Annotated in this window: 18 protein-coding genes; 9 read left to right on the forward strand and 9 right to left on the reverse strand. The window is 59.4% G+C overall.

The window, feature by feature from the left end:
* Positions 1 to 56: 56 nt before the first annotated feature.
* From MUN84_RS02145 to MUN84_RS23430, 4 genes are all read right to left on the reverse strand, one after another.
* Positions 57 to 776 (reverse strand): pirin family protein, encoded by a 720-nt coding sequence (locus tag MUN84_RS02145; RefSeq protein WP_244696450.1) that lies wholly within the window; start codon positions 774 to 776, stop codon positions 57 to 59.
* Between the two features lie 191 nt (positions 777 to 967).
* The gene (locus MUN84_RS02150) at positions 968 to 1780 is read right to left on the reverse strand and encodes an XRE family transcriptional regulator (protein ID WP_244696451.1); all 813 of its coding nucleotides are present in this window, start codon (positions 1778 to 1780) and stop codon (positions 968 to 970) included.
* A gap of 288 nt (positions 1781 to 2068) precedes the next feature.
* Positions 2069 to 3346: an RQC domain-containing protein gene (locus MUN84_RS23425; RefSeq protein WP_317239071.1), complete on the reverse strand. Its 1278-nt coding sequence runs from the start codon at positions 3344 to 3346 to the stop codon at positions 2069 to 2071.
* Complete coding sequence (locus tag MUN84_RS23430; RefSeq protein ID WP_317239072.1) at positions 3319 to 4359, reverse strand: ATP-dependent DNA helicase RecQ; 1041 nt, start codon at positions 4357 to 4359, stop codon at positions 3319 to 3321. Before MUN84_RS23430 ends, MUN84_RS23425 begins: the two co-directional genes overlap by 28 nt.
* 158 nt (positions 4360 to 4517) lie before the next feature.
* Here MUN84_RS23430 and MUN84_RS02160 point away from each other — a divergent pair, with 158 nt between their 5' ends.
* A complete protein-coding gene (locus MUN84_RS02160) occupies positions 4518 to 4862 on the forward strand; it encodes a four-helix bundle copper-binding protein (protein WP_244696452.1) in 345 nt (114 codons plus the stop codon).
* A 197-nt stretch (positions 4863 to 5059) separates the two neighbouring features.
* On the opposite strand, the gene MUN84_RS02165 is transcribed toward MUN84_RS02160, so the two are convergent.
* Positions 5060 to 6238 (reverse strand): class I SAM-dependent RNA methyltransferase, encoded by a 1179-nt coding sequence (locus MUN84_RS02165; protein ID WP_244696453.1) that lies wholly within the window; start codon positions 6236 to 6238, stop codon positions 5060 to 5062.
* A 547-nt stretch (positions 6239 to 6785) separates the two neighbouring features.
* Between MUN84_RS02165 and MUN84_RS02170 the strand changes: the two genes are divergently transcribed.
* The 8 genes from MUN84_RS02170 (at position 6786) to MUN84_RS02200 (ending at position 14230) form a co-directional block, all read left to right on the forward strand.
* Positions 6786 to 7808 carry a hypothetical protein gene (locus MUN84_RS02170; protein WP_244696454.1) on the forward strand — a complete coding sequence of 341 codons (1023 nt, stop codon included), beginning with the start codon at positions 6786 to 6788 and terminating at the stop codon, positions 7806 to 7808.
* A gap of 70 nt (positions 7809 to 7878) precedes the next feature.
* Positions 7879 to 9273 carry a sugar MFS transporter gene (locus MUN84_RS02175; RefSeq protein WP_244696455.1) on the forward strand — a complete coding sequence of 465 codons (1395 nt, stop codon included), beginning with the start codon at positions 7879 to 7881 and terminating at the stop codon, positions 9271 to 9273.
* A 131-nt stretch (positions 9274 to 9404) separates the two neighbouring features.
* A complete protein-coding gene (locus tag MUN84_RS02180; RefSeq protein WP_317239073.1) occupies positions 9405 to 10178 on the forward strand; it encodes an FAD-binding protein in 774 nt (257 codons plus the stop codon).
* Positions 10076 to 10432, forward strand: coding sequence for a hypothetical protein (locus tag MUN84_RS23435; protein WP_317239074.1), 357 nt, complete (start codon positions 10076 to 10078; stop codon positions 10430 to 10432). The genes MUN84_RS02180 and MUN84_RS23435 overlap by 103 nt, the downstream gene beginning before the upstream one ends.
* 204 nt (positions 10433 to 10636) lie before the next feature.
* Positions 10637 to 11671, forward strand: a complete 1035-nt coding sequence (locus MUN84_RS02185; protein WP_244696456.1) for a fibronectin type III domain-containing protein — start codon at positions 10637 to 10639, stop codon at positions 11669 to 11671.
* A gap of 281 nt (positions 11672 to 11952) precedes the next feature.
* Positions 11953 to 12552, forward strand: coding sequence for a hypothetical protein (locus MUN84_RS02190; RefSeq protein ID WP_244696457.1), 600 nt, complete (start codon positions 11953 to 11955; stop codon positions 12550 to 12552).
* Positions 12549 to 13481 (forward strand): phospholipase D-like domain-containing protein, encoded by a 933-nt coding sequence (locus MUN84_RS02195; RefSeq protein WP_244696459.1) that lies wholly within the window; start codon positions 12549 to 12551, stop codon positions 13479 to 13481. The genes MUN84_RS02190 and MUN84_RS02195 overlap by 4 nt, the downstream gene beginning before the upstream one ends.
* 26 nt (positions 13482 to 13507) lie before the next feature.
* Positions 13508 to 14230 (forward strand): phospholipase D-like domain-containing protein, encoded by a 723-nt coding sequence (locus MUN84_RS02200; protein ID WP_244696460.1) that lies wholly within the window; start codon positions 13508 to 13510, stop codon positions 14228 to 14230.
* 336 nt (positions 14231 to 14566) lie between these two features.
* On the opposite strand, the gene rlmF is transcribed toward MUN84_RS02200, so the two are convergent.
* The 4 genes from rlmF to MUN84_RS02220 form a co-directional block, all read right to left on the reverse strand.
* On the reverse strand, positions 14567 to 15496 hold the full coding sequence (gene rlmF / locus MUN84_RS02205) for a 23S rRNA (adenine(1618)-N(6))-methyltransferase RlmF (protein ID WP_244696461.1): 930 nt from the start codon (positions 15494 to 15496) through the stop codon (positions 14567 to 14569).
* 104 nt (positions 15497 to 15600) lie between these two features.
* Positions 15601 to 15975, reverse strand: a complete 375-nt coding sequence (locus tag MUN84_RS02210; RefSeq protein WP_244696462.1) for a Smr/MutS family protein — start codon at positions 15973 to 15975, stop codon at positions 15601 to 15603.
* The gene (locus MUN84_RS02215; RefSeq protein WP_244696463.1) at positions 15972 to 18017 is read right to left on the reverse strand and encodes an endonuclease MutS2; all 2046 of its coding nucleotides are present in this window, start codon (positions 18015 to 18017) and stop codon (positions 15972 to 15974) included. The genes MUN84_RS02210 and MUN84_RS02215 overlap by 4 nt, the downstream gene beginning before the upstream one ends.
* A 170-nt stretch (positions 18018 to 18187) precedes the next feature.
* Entirely contained in the window at positions 18188 to 18898 is a 711-nt protein-coding gene (locus tag MUN84_RS02220) for a TIGR02757 family protein (RefSeq protein ID WP_317239075.1), read from the reverse strand.
* Positions 18899 to 19007: the final 109 nt, after the last annotated feature.

The following is a 19007-nucleotide window of genomic DNA, read 5'->3' on the forward strand; positions in this document are numbered from 1 at the left end:
GGTTGGCAGTTAGAAGCTAACTGCCAACCCGCCGGAAGGTTGCAGGAAAGCAAGGCTTAGTAGTTCGCCTCGCTGCCGGGCAGATCGATAAGGATGAACTGCGCGTCTTTGCTGGCCTGGATTTCCAGCACATTCTCATCCGTTGACCGAACCTGGTCATTGGGTCCGATATCTACGCCGTTGATGTACAGCGTGCCTTCTTTCACGTAAATGAAGGTATTACGAATGGGAAACGTTTTGAAGGTCACCGTTTTACCTTCCACCAGGTTGCACCAGTAGATGGTAGTATTGGAATTCATGTACACCACGTCTTCCAGCACTTTTTGACCTGATACCAGGGGAACCAGCTCGTTCTTTTTGTCCAGGAAATCTACGTCCTTCTGCTCGTAGCTGGGCGAGAGGCCCTTCTGGTTGGGAATAAACCACAGCTGGTAGATGTGGGCGGGCTTGTCGGTGGCATTCTGCTCGGAGTGGGCCAGACCAGTACCGGCCGTCATGCGCTGCACCTCCCCTTTTTTTATGGTTGACTTGTTGCCCATGGTGTCCGCGTGCGTCAGCTCCCCATCCAGCACCAGGGTCACAATCTCCATTTCGGAGTGCGGATGCTGCGGAAAGCCCGCATTGCCCTGAATAGTATCATCATTAAACACGCGCAGGGGCCCGAAATGCAGGTTTTGCGGGTCGTAATAATCGGCGAAGCTGAAGAGAAAGTAGCTGCTGAGCCAGTTCACGGGAGCAGCATGATGGCGGTCGGTAGCGGGAAGGAGCTTAAGCATCGAGGAGTATTCGTTCGTTGGTGGTTGCGTTGCGCTTACGCGGCGCAGGCATGGTTAGTTAAACGATGAATCGGATTGAATAGATATTCCCCGGTCAGTGACGGAAATTTCAGGCCACTCATGGGCCCCGATAAACGCAAAATACCCGCTCAGCCTTAGCTAAGCGGGTATTCCAAACGAGGCCGCCTCGCTTATACTTTCTTCATGGTGCTTACCTGCTGCTGCAGATCCAACACAATGCTGGCGAGGCGATTCAGTGACAGGTCAGCAATGGGGAAGGTGCTGCTGATGTAGGCCTTCGCTTCCCAAATTTCTACTACATCCTCCACATCAATCTGGTAGGGCGAATACAGCGGGTTATCGGAGTGCAGGGCCAGCATAGCGGCGTCCTTCAGGCGGTTGAACACGCGCTTAAACACGATGCCCTCCTTGGAACTCACCACAATGCACGGAGTCCCATCCTTAATGCTCATCCAGTCATCCACGTAGCGGCCCACGATGACGGTGCCGCTGGCAATGGGTAGCATAGAGTCGCCGGCAATTTCGAAGGCGCGGTAGGTGCCCGTATTGCCCAACATAGGCAGACGGAACTTGGGCAGCTCTTCTAAGTATTCTGGGTCGGCGTAGCCGTTGAGGTAGCCGGCCGCAGCCTTCTGGGGCACCAGTTCGATATTTTCGTTCTGTTCCCGGTCAACGGTGAGGGCCAGAATGCGCAGGTTATTGCTGGTGCGCGCGGTAGCGGCTTCCGTGGTAGCAGCGGCCGTCTGGGCCTGCAGTTGGAGCACGGCTTTAGCATTCTTTTTCTTGCTAAAGTCAGTGGTTACCAGGGCGTCGAGGGAGATGCCGAACAGGCGGGCCATGTTCACGAGGGTCGCGAGCTTAGGCTCCGCGCGGCCTTCTTCGTAAGCGCCCACCAAGGAGCGTTTAATTCCTAGTTTTTCGGCCATCTGCGCCTGCGTAAGGCTCAGTTCGCGCCGCCAGAATTTGAGGTTAGTGTTAATCATAACGCAGGGGGAGCCGGGAGAAATGGCTGCAACGGCAAACAGGTACCGGCTCACGAAGGTACAAACCGTACTACGCGAATACTAATTCAATTAGCTTGAATTTTTGCTATTTTTTTTTAGCGCGCTTACTATTCTAGTAAGACTGTCTGGTCCCAGCAAGTGACGCGTGCTACTTTCCACACTCCTGGTGATTAGCCTAGCCTTTCTCGCCGCTATAATAGCCCGCTTATGCCACTGTCTACCTAGTGCTCGACTGAGCGCGAGTTGTGAGGGCCACGAGGTTACCTCCTACTCCCCGCGCAGCTTCTTAAAGTACATCAGGGCCAGGCGCAGGCGGAAGTAGTCGTACTGCTCGCGCAAGTGGTCGAACAGGTCGCGGAGCATGGGACTACCGCCGAGCTGGGCCTGGGCCGTTTGGATTTCGGCCAGCTCCTGGGGTTTCAGGAAGTCCTCGATGCGCAGCTCCAGGCCTTTGGCGTAGCAGGTGGTCAGGTGGGTTTGCACCGTAGATACGGCTAAGTCCCGGCGCTGGGCAATGGCCTCCACGCTCAGCCCCATGCGGTGGAGCTGGTGGGTAGTTTCCATAGTGCCATTTACCTCGGTGGCAGCTTCTTTGGGCTCCTTGGGCGCTTTAGCTTCCTTTTTACGGGTAGCAGTCTTGGCGGCCGTGCTGTAGTCATCCGGGTCGAGACTAACCGCATCGTCGTCGAAGTCCAGCTCGGCCGCGGCGGCAGCTGGGTTGCCGCCGTGGGCCAGCACCTCCCGGATAAAGGCGTCCCCGTAGGTTTCGAACTTCTTCATGCCTACCCCCGAAATGCTGAGCATGGCCACTCGGTTGATAGGCCGCTCCGTTGCCATTTCCTGCAGGGTAGAGTCGGTGAAGATAACGTAGGGCGGCACGCCTTGCTCGTCGGAAATGCGCTTGCGCAGGGTGCGCAGGGCCTCGAACAGCTGGGCCTCGCGGCTAACGGGTGCTGCCTTGGCGGGAGCCGCGGCTTTGCGGCCGCGCGGCGCTTTTTCAGCCTTCTCGGCAGGCTGAAACTTCTTCATGGGCAGGGTGCGCTGGCCTTGCAGCACCTCTCGACCCAACTCTGTGATTTTCAATGCGTAGCCTTCCTCGTAGGCAATGTAAAGCAACCCATCATTGAGCATCTGATGGATGTAGCTATACCAGTCAAGGTAGGCTAGGTCGCGGCCGGCGCCGTAGGTTTTGATTTGGTCGAGGCCCTGGCTGAGCACGGCCTGGTTGCGCATGCCGCGCAACACGTCAATAAGCAGGTTGATGCTCATCCGCTCCCGCCCACGCACTACCGCCGACAAAGCCTTCTGGGCCAGTTCTGTACCGTCGAAGGTGGTAGGCGGATTGCGGCAGATGTCGCAGTTGCCGCAGTCGGTGGCCAGGGTTTCGCCGAAGTAATTGAGCAGGATTTTGCGGCGGCAGGAGGCCGCTTCGGCAAACTGCTGCATGCGTTCCAGCTTGGTGAGGTTGAGCTGGGTAAGGTTAGGATTTTCCTTCGTGAGCATGTCGCGCAGGCTCATCACGTCGCCGAAGGAGTAGAACAGCACGGCCGTGGCGGGGCTCCGTCGCGGCCGGCGCGGCCTATTTCCTGGTAGTAGCCCTCGATGTTTTTGGGCAGGTTGTAGTGAATCACCCAGCGCACGTTGCTCTTGTCGATGCCCATGCCAAAGGCAATAGTGGCCACAATTACCTGCAAGTCGTCTTTGAGGAAGGCTTCCTGCACGGCCCCGCGCTGGTTGGGCGTCATGCCGGCGTGATAGTAACCAGCCTTAATACCCTTGGCCTGGATTTTCTGGGCCAGGGTTTCGCACTGCTTGCGCGAGAGGCAGTAGATGATGCCAGCCTCGCCCTGGTGGCGCTCCAGAAACTCCAGAATGCCGCCTACCCGGTCCTGGCCGGGGCGCACAATCAGGTTGAGGTTGGGCCGGTCGAAGGAAGAGAGAAACACCCGCGGATTGCTCAGGCGCAGCTGCTGCTGAATGTCGCGCTGGGTGAGGCGGTCGGCGGTGGCGGTGAGGGCAATGATGGGCGTGGCGGGAAACTGCTCGCGCAGCACCCGCAGCTGGGTGTACTCGGGCCGGAAGTCGTGGCCCCAGGAGCTGATGCAGTGGGCCTCATCAATGGCAAACATGCTAATGCGCAGGCGCCGCAGGAAGGTCAGAAAGCCTTCGGAAAGGAGCTTTTCGGGCGAGACGTAAAGCAGCTTGAGGTAGCCGTTCAGGCAGTCAGCGGCAATGTTATTTTGCTCGCTCTGGCCTACGCTGCTGTTGATGTAGGCGGCCGAAATACCGTTGGCTTTCAGGGCTTCCACCTGGTCCTTCATCAGGGCAATCAGGGGCGAAACGACCACGCACACGCCCTCCTGCACCACGGCCGGCACCTGAAAACAGATGCTTTTGCCGCCCCCAGTAGGCATGAGCACCACCGTATCCTGCCCGCCCATAATGTTGCCGATGATGTCTTCCTGCATGGGCCGGAAGGAGTCGTAGCCGTAGTATTTTTTTAATACCCGGCGGGCAGATTCAAGGGTAGGAGCGAGTGGTTCGGCAGCAAATAACATGGGGTAAAGATAGGGCTAAACGCGGCGGGGTGAAAGAATGAAAATAACCAATGATCCGCGGAAAAAGTGCACTCTGGCGGCAGAACCGTGCACACCCGGCCCGAGCCTGCTGTCGTACAAACAGGTAGTCTTTTTCTTTCATGTAGCTCCTCGTTGCCATGCCTACCTCCCCTGCTGCCCCGGCCCAGCGTGTTGTTATCCTGGATGCCTTGAACCGTTGCGTGGCTACCTGCGAGTACTGCGCTACCGCCTGCCTAAGCGAAGAACATGTGCACATGATGGCCGCCTGCATCCGCCTCGACCGGGACTGCGCCGACATCTGCGCCCTCACGGCCCGCCTCGTTGCCCGCGACTCCGAGCACGCCAAGCATCTGATGCGGGAGTGCATGGAGGTGTGCCAAAAGTGCGCCGACGAATGCAGCCAGCACCAAGACCAATACTGCCAAGACTGCGCCACCGCCTGCCGAGCCTGCGTGGAAGCCTGCCAACAGTACCTGGGGTAGCCAGGAGGTAGCACAAAACCTCCATCCATTTGCCTGCCAGCCTGAGCAGCGCGCAGGACCTTATCACGTTAGAACGGCTGTCGTACTGACGTGATAAGGTCCTGCGCGCTGCTCAGGCTGGCAGACGTATATAAATTCCCAAAATCACCCTCCTACCCTCAAACACTCATACCCTCAAACCCGCCTACCCTCCTACCCTACTTTATCTTACGGGTGCCCTGGTAGAGTTCGTACTTGAGCAAGCGGCAGTCGATGGGGCCGTTGTAGAGGGGAATGCGGCGGGAGGCTTTCAGGCCGATGCGCTTGGCGGCCTCCAGGTTGCCAGTGAAGATGTAGGCGTCGTAGCCCTGGAAGCCGGATTTCAAGGTGTCGCCGATGGTTTTGTAGAGGGCATCCATTTCGGCTTCCTCCCCGATTCGCTCCCCGTAGGGCGGATTCATGATGACGATGCCGGGCTCTTCCTTGGCGGGCGCCTTGGCTTCGCGCACGTCGCGCACCCCCAGCCGGATAAAGTCTTCCAGGTCGGCGGCGGCCACGTTTTCGCGGGCCAGCTCAATGAATTCGCGGGATAAATCGGAGCCGGCTAGGTAGGCCTGGGGCTCCTCCAGGCGGGCCTGGCGGGCGTCGAGCTGCACTGATTCCCAGAGGGCGGCGTCGAAATCGGCCCAGTTCTCGAAGCCGAATTTGCCCTGGTGGTAAAGGCCGGGCGCAATGCGCTGGGCAATCAGGGCAGCCTCGGTGAGCAGGGTACCGGAGCCGCACATGGGGTCGATGAGGGGCTTGCGGCCGTCCCAGCCGGTGAGCAGCAGCAGGCCCGCGGCCAGGGCTTCGTTGAGCGGGGCCACGTTGGTTTGCTGGCGGTAGCCGCGTTTGTGCAACGACTCCCCGGAGGCGTCGAGGCTCAGGGTCACCTCGTTCTCAATCATGTGCAGGTGCAGCCGGATGTCGGGGTTTTTCACGTCCACGCTGGGGCGCGAGCCGGTGCGGTTGCGGAACTGGTCCACGATGGCATCCTTGGTGAGCTGGGCCACGAACAGGGAATGCTCGAACGTGGACTTGTTCACGACGGCCGTGATGGCAAAGGTTTGGTCGGGCCGGATAAAGCGCTGCCAGTCGATGCGGCTTACTTCGCGGTAGAGGGCTTTTTCGTCGCGGGCGTAGAAACCGGCGAAGGGCCGCAGGATGCGCATGGCCGTGCGGCACCACAGGCAGGCCTCGTAGAGCAGCTGGGTGTCGCCAGTAAACTCAATGGCTCGCTGGCCTACCTTTTCAATTTTCGCCCCAAGCTGACGCAGCTCCTCGGCTAGCACTTCTTCCAGCCCAAACTGGGTAGTGGCAGTCATGTAAAATGGGGCGGAGCGGCGGTTATCGGCCATAGGAAAGCAGGTAGCAAAATTCGGGGTAAGGCTGCAAAGGTCGGGAAAGAAGCGGGTGATACGGCGCAGCAGGCGCAACTTTGCTTTCGGGCTAGTGTCTAGCTCCCGTTGCTTGGTTAGGGCGGAGTGTCAAGGCAGCCTAGCATTGGTTGCCTCATTCCTCGCCCCTACCCTCGCTTGCTGCGCGACATGGGGAGAGGGGAACTAGTTATTTAGAAGCTAGGAGGAAAGATTTAGGAGGTAGAAGACAACTGAGCAAATGTTACAAAGGCCGTCATGCAGAGCGTAGCGAAGCATCTCGCTTGAATCGTTGAGGTAGTATAGTAACGTCAGCACGCGAAATGCTTCGCTGCGCTCTGCATGACAACCTTGTGAAATTGACGAGTTCTAACTATTCACACGACCTAGTTCCCCTCTCCCCATGTCGCGCAGCAAGCGAGGGTAGGGGCGAGGAATGAGGCAACTAGGTACCAGTATCAACCACCTTTGCCCTGCCAAGCCGCGAAGCTTTAGCAGTAGTACTTATTAATCCGCATTTTTACCGCCTATGCGTCCTTCCTTTCTCTTCAACCCCAGCAAAAGCTCAGCGTTTTACTTGACGTTGTTTCTGGCCTTGTCGGTGCTGGGGCTCACGGCCTTTGAGGCCGTGAATGGGCACTACTCCATTGTGGGCAGCGTGGCCTCGTTTCTGGGGCTGTTTGTGGCGTTTCACAGCTGGAAGGCGGCCGATGATGCTTCGCGCAATACCGATGAAGCCCTCAGGCAGATGCAAGCCCTAGCCCACGAAACCCGGCAGCTAGTGCAAAGCAGCAATGCGGTAGAGGAACAGATCAAGAACGCCGTAGTAACTATCAGCGACGCCACCCGGGAACTGCATAAGGGCTTCGAGCCGATTATGCAGGAAGTAGCGAAGTTTCTGGCCGAAGCGGAAGGTAGTGAGTACTTGGCCATCATGACCGACTCGGCGGCCATTGGTACTTTCTACGCTCGCCATCACCATCCGGCCCTCAACCAGCGGGAGATGCGCGCCCTCACCGACCGTATTCATGACCTGCTGCTGGAGCGCGCCCGCGACACCCGCGAGTTTTACCTGGCTACGCTGGCCGCCGACGAAACACCCGATGCCCTACCGCCCACCCGCGACCAGCACGGCCGGCTGCACCATTTCGTGGAGGGCGTGTGGCAGCAGTTCCACCCGGAGGCGCCCGTAGCCGAGGAGCACTGGCGGGAGCACCAGCAGCAGCACTGCGCCACACTGCGTCAGATTCAGGAAACATTTACGACGCTTTCCGAGCACCCGGAGCAGCGGGCCGCGGGCGTAGAACCGCACCAGCAGCTCCCGGTGCTGCCTTTCCAGCTGTTGCTGCGCTTCAACGCCGAAGCTAAGGAGCCTTTCCGGGCGCTGGTGATATTTCTGGGCCAGTACAACCTCGACCGGGTAGCGGAAACGCGCGCCATGCAGTCGACTGACCCGGAGCTGGTGCGTACCTTCATCAGCATGTTCGAGAGCCTCACTAGCCTCGACGACCACCCCGGCTACCAGCAGCTGCGGCGACAATTTCCGCTGTAGTACGGCAGGGCAGCTGTTCTGCTGGGTCTTTCTATCTTTAAGGCTCTCTTGTTTCTCTCATCCTGCCTGCATGGCCGCTCCTCTTACTTCCTCTCCTACCACCGCCACCAGCACCGCCACGCGCAGTTATGCCCTGCCCATGGCGGCCATGACGAGCCTGTTCTTCTTGTTCGGGGCCGTTACCAACTTCAACGACGTGCTCATGCCCTACCTCAAGGACGTGTGCCAGCTCACGGATTTGCAGTCATCGTTGGTGCAGTTTGCCTTTTTTGGGGCCTATTTTCTGATGTCGCTGCCGGCGGGCTACGTGCTCAAGCGCCTGGGCTACCAGCGCGGCATTGTGCTGGGGTTGCTGGTGATGGCCGCGGGGGCCTTGCTGTTTATTCCGGCGGCCAATTCGCGCACGTTTGGGGTGTTCTTACTGGGGCTAAGCGTGTTGGGCGCGGGCGTAACGCTGTTGCAAGTGGCCGCCAACCCCTACGTGTCTATTCTGGGGCCGGCTAACCGGGCGGCTAGTCGGGTAAGCATTGTGGGGGTAGCTAATAACTTCGGAGGCACCTTGTCGCCGCTGCTGGGTGGTATTTTGCTGTTCGGCGGCTCGGCGGCCCTGAAGGCACGGTTGGCAGCGCTACCGGTAGCCCAGCGCCTAGCCGAGGAATCTACCCTCGTAAAGGGCCCCTACATTGGACTAGCGGTGTTTTTGATTATTCTGGCCGGCACCTTCTTCCTACTGAAACTGCCCGAACTGGAAACTTTCGCCGATGAGGAAGCGGAGGTAGTACCGGCTACGGCGGGCCGCACTTCGGCCCTGCAGTTTCCGCACCTGGCCCTGGGAGTTGTTGCCATCTTCGTATACGTGGGCGTGGAGGTAGGCCTGGGCTCCTTCCTGATCCGCTACGGTGAGGCTCAAGGCATTACGCAGCTCAGCGGCTTTACCCAGGCCCTCGTTCGGGGCTTGAACGTAGCCGTAAACTTTATTGCGGTGCTAGTAGGTCAGGCTCCGGCCCCCATTGATACCACGGCCGGCTTCACCAAAGCGGTAGGCGCGGTGCTGGTGTCATCGTACTGGTTTGGCTCGCTGGTGGGTCGGGTAGTGGGCATCCCGCTGCTAGCCCGCATCAACGACCGTAAAGCACTGGTAGTAGTATGTGCCGCTGGCGTACTGCTGGTGCTGGCCTCCATCCTAAACGCGGGAGAAACGGCTCTGTGGCTGATTGTGCTCTGCGGCCTGATGAACTCGATTATGTGGCCGGTCATTTTTCCGCTGGCTATTAAAGGGTTAGGCGGCTTTACCAAACAGGGTTCTTCCTACCTTATTATGGCCATCGTAGGTGGGGCCATTATTCCGCTGCTTATGGGCTGGGTAGCCACCAACGGCGGCGGGCTGCGCGTGGCCTTTATTATTCCGGCCCTGTGTTACGCGTATTTACTGTTCTACGCTCTGCGCGGCTACCGCGTGCGGTAGGTAGGCCAGCAACCGAACTTACGGCCCGTTACCCTTGGCAGGGTAGCGGGCTTTGCTTTTGTAGGCCTCGGGCACTGTCGCGCAATAGCCAAACGGCTACCTTTACCGGCGCATCATTTCCTTTTGCTTCTATGGCTTCGGCTCTCGTCCTTGAACACCACGTTTCCCTGCGCCCCTACAACACCTTCGGCCTGGAGGTGAAAGCCCGGTTGTTTGCTCGCTTTACTTCAGTTGAAGAGCTGCGGGCACTACTGGCCCTCCCTGAGGTGCAGGCGGCCACCAAGCTGGTGCTGGGCGGCGGCTCCAACCTGCTCTTCACCCAGGATTTCGATGGCGTGGTGCTGAAAAATGAAATCCGGGGCCTCGACATCATCAGCCAAGATGCCGAAACGGCCCTGGTGCGGGCCGGCGCGGGCGAGTCGTGGCACGGTTTGGTGCAGTACACGCTGGACCAGGAGTTGAGCGGCATCGAGAATCTTTCCCTGATTCCGGGCACGGTAGGCGCGGCGCCGCTGCAGAACATTGGGGCCTACGGCTCCGAGCTGAAAGATACTTTTGAGCAACTCGAAGCCTTGGAAATCAGCACCGGGCAGGTGCGCACGTTTTCGGCCGCCGAGTGCGGCTTCGGCTACCGGGAAAGTGTGTTCAAAGGCCCCCTGAAAAACCAGTTTATCGTGACGGGCGTGGTCTTGCGCCTGCAGCGGCAGGCCCGGCCCAACCTCAGCTACGGCGCCATCAAAACCACCCTCGAAGACCTAGGCATTGGGGGCGAGCCTACCCCCGCGAGGTTAGCGAAGCCGTCATGCACATCCGGCGCAGCAAGCTCCCCGACCCCACCCAGATTGGCAATGCCGGCTCTTTTTTCAAAAATCCCGAAGTATCTCAGCTTAAGTATGATGAGCTGAAGGCCCTCTTCCCCGAGTTGCCCGGCTACCCCGTGCCCGGCGGAGTAAAAGTGCCGGCCGCCTGGCTGATTGAGCAGTGCGGCTGGAAGGGCCAGCGCCGCGGTGCCCACGGCGTGCACGACAAACAGGCCTTGGTGCTGGTAAACCACGGCGGCGCGCTAGGACACGACATCCGCGAGCTAGCCCACGACATTATTGCGTCGGTGCGGGAAAAGTTTGGTATCGAGCTGCACCCCGAGGTGAACATCCTCTGAGCACTCCACTACGGAGCAACGAAGCCCGCCTGTTTTGCTACCAGGCGGGCTTCGTTGTTTTAGGACTTTTTTACGGCAACAGGAATTTTCCTGCTCATTTTGGGAAAGAAATCGTGTAGTTTTACCCCTTCTTGCTTGCCTACGGTTCTGCTTAACTTTTGCCTGTTTACTTGCCTCTTGCGGCTTACAACCACCGCTTGCTTAATGAAAACACGTTTTCTCACCTGCCTTTTTGTTTCATTTACCTTCCTTGCTCAGGCCCAGCAAGGCTCCCGGTCGCGGGCCGGCCAAGGTGCCGCCCGTCAGGTGCGCAGCAGCGCCCCGGCTACCCCGCCGGAGCCCACCATTGCCGCCGCTCGGCAGGCCGGCCCCGGTAGCACCGTTACGGTGCGGGGCGTGGTAGAAAACGGGCCGGAGTTAGGGCAGTTGCGCTTTATTCAGGACCGCACCCACGGCCTGGCGCTATTCTCGACTACCAATGCCGAACTGCAAGCCCTCGTGCCCGGCGACAGTGTGCTGGCAACGGGCACGCTCAAAAATTACAACGGCCTGCTGGAAATGGACCCCGTTACGAGCGTGCAGAAGCTGGCCAGCAACCGGCGCGTAGTAGCCACGGAAATAGCCGCCGCCGATGTGGCCAAGGCCTTTGAGGAAGGTTATGAGGGCCGCCTGCTCCGGATTACCGGGGTTACCAGCCTGGCGACTTCTGCTAACACCCCCGCCGAAGCCCTGAAGGGCAATACGAACTACCTAATCAACGGCCAGCGCAGTACGCCCATTCGGGTGCACGTGGCCTCCACCGGCCCCGCCGGCCTGGTCGACAAAACGCCACCAACTGGGCCGTTTGACCTGATTGGAACTCTAAGCCAGTTTTCTCCGAGCGGCACTGGTGGCTACCAGTTGCTACCGCGCCTGTACGCCGATTTCTCGGTAGCTGGTGGCTTGCCTGTCATTCAGGGCGAGCCCGTACCCACGGCCATCCACCGCAACGGCTTCACGGTTACTTTCCAGACCATCAACCCCGGCACCACCATCGTTGAGTACGGCAAAACCACGGCCCTGGGCACTACGGTTAACTTGCCCGCCGCCACTACCGCCCACAGCGTCGAACTCACCAATCTGGAGCCAGGCACGGTGTACTACGTCCGGGTGTCGGCTACCAATGCCGCGGGTACGTCGCGCTCCGCTGCCGTACCAATGATAACGGACACGAAAAAGCGCCTGACCGCCCGGCCCTAGCCTAGCTTCCGCTACTACCTACCCCTTCTGCTCCGGCCGAAACGCTTGCCGCGTGGTGCCCCCAAACGGGAAGCAGCCACGGCAAGCATTTCGGCCGGAGCCCTTTGTTAGCAAGCTAAACCGTGGTCAGTTTGATAAACTTGTAAATCAGGTATTTACCTATAATATCCCCTGGCCTTTCTACTCTGGAAATCTTCTAATCTGGGGGCTTATTCTTTGGGGAAGATGAGGATATTTGTCGCACTTTTCGCTTACCACCTCATTCCCATTCCATTCATTTGATGAAAAAATTTACTCTGTTGGCTCTGCTAGGTAGCGGGGCCGCATTGCAGCCTGTAGCGGCCCAAACGGTACAATCGGTGGCCGATGCCCGCGCCGCCGGGGTTGGCGCTGTTGTAACGGTGCGGGGCGTTGTTACCAACGGTACGGAGCTGGGCGTCATCCGCTACTTGCAGGATGGCACCGGTGGTCTGGCCGCCTATTCTACTAGTGCGGCCGGCTTTTCGGCCCTGGTACCCGGCGACAGTATCGAAATCAGCGGGACGTTGAAAAACTTTAATGGCCTGCTGGAAATTGACCCCGTAGCCAGCGTGGCCGTGCTGGCCCAGAACCGGGTTATCCGGCCCGCAGCCACCGTAGAGGCTTCCGCCCTGACGTCGGTTTTTGCCGAGCAGTACGAGTCGCGGGTGGTACGCATCAACAAGAACACCTCCATTACCACCAGCGCCGGCGCCGCAGTGGGCACTTTCGGGGGCAACACCAACTACCTGCTCAACGGCACTACCGGGGCTACTGTGCGCACGGCCGCCGCGGGCAATACCGGCAACGACATTGTAGGGAAAGCCGCCCCAGCGGTCAGTTCGACGTGCTGGGAATTATGAGCCAGTTTTCCAACAGCGGTACGGGCGGTTACCAGCTGCTTCCCCGCCGCTACCAGGATTTCGTGTTGGGTGGCACTCCCAACCTGCTCAGCTCGCCGGTGCCTACGGCCATTAGCACCACGGGCTTCACGGTGAATTTCACCACCGAAAACACGGGTACGGCCAAGCTGGAGTACGGTACTTCCCCGGCCGGTCCCTTCACTGCGGTAACCGGCCCTACCACGGCCGCCAAGCAGCACAGCATCGCCCTGACGGGTTTGCAGCCGGGCATTATTTATTACGTGAAAGCCTCGGTTACGAACAGCATTGGCACCTCGGAGTCCAGGGCCGTGCCTATGGTAACGGCCTCGCTTTCCAGCGGTAAAATGCGTTCCTACTTCACTGGCACGGTAAACACGGCTCTGGCCCTGCCCAGCAACGCGGCTACGTACCTGGCCAACGGCGCTATTGCCGACACGCTGGCTCGCTACATCAATCGGGCCACCAAAACCCTGGACATTGCTATTTACAACTGGAACAGCCCAGTTATTCTGGCGGCCGTAAATGCGGCCCACGCTCGAAGTGTAGCCGTGCGCGTCATCTTCGAAAATGATAACACCAACGCCAGCATTCCCGGCCTAAACACCAACATACCACGCCTCGGCCGCCAGACCCAGCAGAACATCATGCACAACAAGTTTGTGGTGATTGACGCCGAGGATGCCAACGTGAATGTGCCGTGGGTATGGTCGGGCTCCACAAACTGGACGCCAGCCCAGCTTTCCACGGACCGTAACAATGCCATTGCCATCCAGGACCAGGCCCTGGCCCGCACCTACACCCTGGAGTTCAATGAAATGTGGGGTAGCGGCACTCTGGCTACGGCCCGTTTCGGCTCGGCCAAAACCGACAACACGCCCCACTACCTCATGATCGGGGCAAGCAGGTAGAGTCGTGGTTCTCGCCCACGGACCAAGTGAATGGCCGCCTGATTCAGGCCATTCAGTCGGCCGACAACGACCTGCACATTGCTACCATGTTGATTACCCGCACCGAGCTGGGCCGCGCCATCGTGGACCAGGTACGGGCCCGCAACATCGTGGGCTGTTCCGAGGTGCTGGTGAATGATACCAGCAACACCGGCACCGGCGCCATTCTGCGCACCATCCGCACCGCGCTGGGCGAGCGGGCCCTCGTGAAAAACACCAGCGGCATCATGCACCACAAATACGCCATCGTGGATGCCGGCGCCTCGCAGTCGGACCCGCTGGTGTTCGTGGGCTCCCACAACTGGTCGCTTTCTGCCGATACGGAGAATGACGAAAACACGCTCATCGTGCACGATGCCCGCATCGTAAACCAGTACTACCAGGAGTTTGCTGCCCGCATTGCCGAGCAGAACCGCGGCGTACAGGTGTGCAGCTTGGTGCTGAGCAACAAGAAAACCGTGCAGCAAAGCGCCGTGCAGGTGTACCCCAACCCCACCAGCGGCAAGTTCCAGCTGCGCGTGCAAGCCAGCGCCGCCCGCACCGCCCGCGTGGTGCTGCGCGACGCCACCGGCCGCGTAGTGCTCGACCAGATTAAGCCCCTGAACGGCCAGGAGGTAAGCGTAGACGCCTCGGCCCTACGCGCTGGCCTGTACCTGGTACAAATCGAAACGGCCGAATCGACGCAGGTTAGCCGGGTAGTAGTGGAGTAAGCAGCCTATCCTAGTGTACAGAAAAGGCCGTTTCCGAGTGGAAACGGCCTTTTTTGCTGCGTAATAGTAAAACACCTAACTGATGTAAGAATGACCGTAGGAACGCTTCCTTGGTTGCGCCAACTTTCGGTTTCTGAGGTTATGTAGATTGTCATTCCGAGCCTAAACGAGGAATCTAGGTCCACCATCCAACGGCTTGGTCCAGATTCCTCCTGCGTCGGAAGGACAGGTGGGTTAGTTGTACTAGATCAACTATTCTGATACTAAGACGCGCACTGAAGGCTAGCCCAACCAAGTGACCCTACTTTATGGTCTGTTCAGGGTTCTTCTTTGCCTTTACTTCCAGCGCCGCTCGGCCCAGGCGTGGCGCTGGGCTTCGTCCTGGAACGTCCAAGCAACCACCCGGCTAACCTTCTGGCCCTGAGCCATGTCGAGCACTTTCACTTCTGTGGCGCCGGCCTGGCCCAGCAGGTAGTGGGCGCTACGCAGGGTTTCCTTTTTGGAAATAAGCGACGAAAACCAGAGCACTCGGGCGGCCAGCGGCACACTTTGCGTAATCATGCGCTTCAGGAAGCCTTCTTCGCCGCCTTCGCACCACAGCTCCGTGTTTTGGCCTCCAAAGTTGAGCAGGGGCTCCGCCGACTTGGTTTTGGCATAGCCCAGATTACGGCCCTTTTTGCGGCTGCCGGCCGCCGCATCGGCGGCCGAAGTATGAAACGGCGGGTTGCAGATGACCACGTCGAACTCTTCCCGCGGCTTCACAATGCCCTCAAAAATGTAGTCGGCGTGGGTTTGCAGGCGTAAGTCGATGCGCCCGGCGAGGCTCGGGTTGGCTGCCACCATGCTGCGAGCAGCTTTGAGCGCCACACCGTCTACTTCCGAGCCCACGAAGCGCCACCCGTAGGCCTGCGTGCCGATGATGGGATACACGCAATTAGCCCCTACCCCCACGTCCAGCACGTGTACTGACTTGTCCCGCGGTACTACGCCGCCGTGGTCGGCGGCCAGCAGATCGGCCACGTTGTGGATGTAGTCGGCGCGGCCCGGAATGGGTGGGCACAGGTAGCCGGCGGGTACGTCCCAGTGCGCTACCCCGTAAAATTGCTTCAGCAGCGCCCGGTTCAGGGCCTTTACGGCGGCCGGATTGGCAAAGTCGATGCTGTCGTCGCCGGTAGGATTCGGGATGACGAAGGCGGCCAGCTCGGGGCTGGTGCTCGTCAGTTGGGCGAAGTCGTAGCGGGCAGCATGAGGGTTACGGGGGTGCATAGCGGATCGTTGAGATGTTACTGGAATAAAGAGCCCGTTGCGCGGAACGCAACGGGCTCTTCAGGTGCATTAGGAATGTAAAGGTACGTTGAAAGTGCGGCTGGCTATTTCAGCACGGCAATGGTCACGCCGTCGCCGCCTCGGTCGGCGTGCTCGTCGGCTACGCTGGCCACTTCGCGCACCTTGTGCAGGTAGTCGCGGGCAATCTGGCGCAGAATGCCGTTGCCCCGGCCATGCAGGATTTTGATTTCCGGCACGCCCAGCATCACGGCGTCGTCCACGTAGGCCATAATGCGGTTGAGGGCGTCCTCGGCCCGCTCCCCGCGCAAGTCCAGTGTGGTGTTGAAGCCCGACATGCGGCCCGTAATATCCAGGGTAGCGTGCTGGGCCGGCGCCCGGCGGGCCGACTCCTTCTCCCGCTCCCGAATTTCGGAACGGGTGAGCTTTTCCAGCTGATTCACCTTGACGATGGTTTTCATACCCCGAAGGAAACCTCTGCCGTTTTGCCCTTCACCGCCATGATTTCGCCGTGCCCTTCCTGGCCCAGCAGCGCTACCTTGTCGCCGGGTTTGAGGGTAGTAGCGTCGGCCATTTCGCGGGTGGCTTTGGGCTTGGGCGGCTCAATCTGCAGCTTTTCCCGCACGAAGGTATCGAGCTTGCCGCGGGCCTCCTTGGTGCGCTCCTTCTCGGCCTGACCCAGCCGGATTTCCTGAATGGTGGCCTCAATCTGCTGGTTGGTGTCGCGCAGCAGCATTTTGGCCTTGGCCTTGGCCTCGCGCAGCACGTCCAAGGTCGTATCGTCGAGGTATTTTTTGAGGTCCTGGTACTCCTGGGCGGCTTTTTTCAGGCGCCGCTCGGCCTTGGCGGCTTCGGCGGTACGCTGCTCCAGCTCGGTTTTCTCCTTTTCCAGGCCTTCCAGCAGTCGGTCGTAGCGAATTTTATCTTTGCCCACGAGCTGGGTAGCCCGCTCCACAATCTGCTTGGGCAAGCCAATTTTGCGGGCAATTTCGATGGCGAAGCTGGAGCCGGGCTTGCCGGTTTCGAGGCGGTAAAGGGGCTGCAGCTGGTCGGGGTCGTAGCGCATGGCCCCGTTGATGATGCCGGGCGTGCGCTCGGCGTAGTTCTTCAGGTTGGTGTAGTGCGTCGTGATGACGCCAAACGCCCGGGCCCGATTGAGCTGCTCCAGCACGGCTTCGGCAATGGCCCCGCCCAAGCTGGGCTCCGTGCCGGTGCCAAACTCGTCAATCAGCACCAGGCTGCGCTTGTTGGCTAGGGTCACGAACTGCTTCATGCTCAGCAGGTGGGAGGAATACGTACTCAGGTCGTTTTCCAGGCTCTGCTCGTCGCCGATGTCCAGGAAAATATCATCGAATACGCCGGCCTCCGATTCTTCGCCGGCCGGAATCAACAGGCCGCACTGCAGCATGTACTGCACTAGTCCTACCGTCTTCATGCTCACCGATTTACCCCCGGCGTTGGGCCCCGAAATCAGCAAAATGCGTTGCTCCGGGGTCAGCTCAATATCCAGAGGAACCACCTCGCGCGGGTCATCTTTAGCGTGGCCTTGGAAGGTGAGGAACAGCAGCGGGTGCCGCACCCGGTGCCACCGGATCAGGGGCCGCGGGTTCAGGGCGGGCAGCGTGGCTTCCAAGCGGCGAGCCAGCTGGGCTTTGGCCCGAATAAAGTCGAGCAGCCCCAGGTACTGGTAGGCCTTGCGCAGGTCCGGAATGTGGGGACGCAGTTGGGCCGTGAGCTGGGTTAGGATGCGCACCAACTCCCGCTGGTAGGCATTTTCTAGGTCCTTGATATCGTTGTTGAGCTCGAAGACGGCTTCCGGCTCAATGAACACCGTTTGGCCCGTTGCCGACTCGTCATGAATCAGGCCTTTCACCCGGCGCTTGTGCTCCACAATCACCGGCAGCACCAGCCGGCCACCCCGGATGGTAGGCTCGGCCCCTTCGGGCACCCAGCCCTCGTTGCGGGCGTGACGCAGGATGCCAGCAATCTGCTTGCGCAGCTGGCCCTGGCGGTTAATTAGCTCCTGCCGAATCTGGCGCAGCAGCGGCGAGGCATCCTCACGAACCTGACCCTCATCGTCCACTACCTTGTCGAGGTTGGCTATTAGGTTGCGGTCAACCTGCACGCCAATGCCCAGCAGGCGGAGCGTAGGGTACAAGTTTTCTTCGGCCCGGGTAAAGAAGGTCAGCGCCTCCCGGATGGTGCGCAAGCTCATTTTCACGGCGAAAAAAGCCGCTACGTCCAGGTAAGAACCGGGCAGATTGGCGCGCACCAAGTGCTGATGTACGTCGTGGTAGTGCTGGCTGGGAAAGTCGGCCCCGCTGTTCAGGAGCTGGCGAAACTCGTCGGTTTGCAGCAGCAGCTTCTGGAGCTGCTCGGCATTGGTTTGAAAGGACATTTTGGCCACGAAATGCCGGCCCAACGAGCTCAGACACAACGTATCCAACATTTCACGCAACTGCGTGAAACCTATTTTCTGCTCAAAGTTCTGAGGAAGAATCAAATCGGGTAGGTACTTGGAGATTCAGATGAGAATGCGAAGATAAACACTCGCTGAGGCCGGAAAGATTCACAAATGCTAATAAATGCGCCGCTTACCACCCGTTGGCAGTGGCCGGTCAGAATTCCTACATCTCCCCTTCCACCCTAGCCCGAACAAGGCAAAATCGTACTTCACGGGGTCCAGGGGTCGAAGGTGCGCAGGTGGGCTGTCAGCTCCTCGGCCGCCAGCCAATCGACTTGCTTGCGCTCCAGCAGACCCAGGCGGCGGGCCACGCGCTCCACGTGCACGTCGCAGGGGCAGATGAGGTCGGCGGCGGGTAGGCGGCGCCAGAGGCCGAAGTCGACGCCGCGCGAATCGGGGCGGACCATCCAGCGCAGGTACATGTTCACGCGCTTGCAGGCTGAGCCCCGGGCCGGGGTAGCCACGTGCTTGCGGGTGCGTTGGGGCGCATCTTCTAGGCTAAAGAATAGGGTATGGAAGTTTTCGAGGCGCTCCTTTTGGGTGCTACCCACCAGAAAGGCATCTTCCAGGGTCTCGTGGCGGGCATAAAACCAGCGCAACCAGTGCACGAAATACAGCAGGTCAGTGTCACAAAACGTGCGGTGGCAAAAGCCCAGCAGCTTTTTCAGGTCCTCGTCGTGGTGCTGGGTAATGAACTGGTAGGGCGCATCGTCCATGCGGCGCAGCAGTTCCGTGCACTTGCTGATAATAGTGGGGCGGCGGCCCCAGGCCAGCAAGGCCGCAAACAACCCGCTAATTTCAATATCCTGCAACTGGCTGAAGCGGTGCGGAATGCTGATTGGATCGGCCAGGATGAAGGCTGGCCGGTCGTAATGCCGGTATTTTTCGTCGAGCAAGGCCCGAACCTGAGCGTGGTTCATACAGGTGAGATGGTGAAATAAGTGAGTTGGTGAGTTTTCCGTTCAGGCCGTCCTACCTGCCCAAGCGGCGCCTCCAGGCCAGTCGAACATAAAAACTCACCATTGCACA

The organism is Hymenobacter sp. 5516J-16 (assembly GCF_022919335.1).
Classification (GTDB): domain Bacteria; phylum Bacteroidota; class Bacteroidia; order Cytophagales; family Hymenobacteraceae; genus Hymenobacter; species Hymenobacter sublimis.

Coding starts and splice junctions, on each gene's coding strand:
- MUN84_RS02175 (WP_244696455.1), top strand. CDS start 7,879: ATGGCCGCTCCTCTTACTTCCTCTCCTACCACCGCCACCAGCACCGCC.
- rlmF (WP_244696461.1), bottom strand. CDS start 15,496: ATGCACCCCCGTAACCCTCATGCTGCCCGCTACGACTTCGCCCAACTG.
- MUN84_RS02165 (WP_244696453.1), bottom strand. CDS start 6,238: ATGGCCGATAACCGCCGCTCCGCCCCATTTTACATGACTGCCACTACC.
- MUN84_RS02220 (WP_317239075.1), bottom strand. CDS start 18,898: ATGAACCACGCTCAGGTTCGGGCCTTGCTCGACGAAAAATACCGGCAT.
- MUN84_RS02190 (WP_244696457.1), top strand. CDS start 11,953: ATGAAAAAATTTACTCTGTTGGCTCTGCTAGGTAGCGGGGCCGCATTG.
- MUN84_RS02150 (WP_244696451.1), bottom strand. CDS start 1,780: ATGATTAACACTAACCTCAAATTCTGGCGGCGCGAACTGAGCCTTACG.
- MUN84_RS02170 (WP_244696454.1), top strand. CDS start 6,786: ATGCGTCCTTCCTTTCTCTTCAACCCCAGCAAAAGCTCAGCGTTTTAC.
- MUN84_RS02145 (WP_244696450.1), bottom strand. CDS start 776: ATGCTTAAGCTCCTTCCCGCTACCGACCGCCATCATGCTGCTCCCGTG.
- MUN84_RS02210 (WP_244696462.1), bottom strand. CDS start 15,975: ATGAAAACCATCGTCAAGGTGAATCAGCTGGAAAAGCTCACCCGTTCC.
- MUN84_RS02160 (WP_244696452.1), top strand. CDS start 4,518: ATGCCTACCTCCCCTGCTGCCCCGGCCCAGCGTGTTGTTATCCTGGAT.
- MUN84_RS23430 (WP_317239072.1), bottom strand. CDS start 4,359: ATGTTATTTGCTGCCGAACCACTCGCTCCTACCCTTGAATCTGCCCGC.
- MUN84_RS02185 (WP_244696456.1), top strand. CDS start 10,637: ATGAAAACACGTTTTCTCACCTGCCTTTTTGTTTCATTTACCTTCCTT.
- MUN84_RS02180 (WP_317239073.1), top strand. CDS start 9,405: ATGGCTTCGGCTCTCGTCCTTGAACACCACGTTTCCCTGCGCCCCTAC.
- MUN84_RS02195 (WP_244696459.1), top strand. CDS start 12,549: ATGAGCCAGTTTTCCAACAGCGGTACGGGCGGTTACCAGCTGCTTCCC.
- MUN84_RS23435 (WP_317239074.1), top strand. CDS start 10,076: ATGCACATCCGGCGCAGCAAGCTCCCCGACCCCACCCAGATTGGCAAT.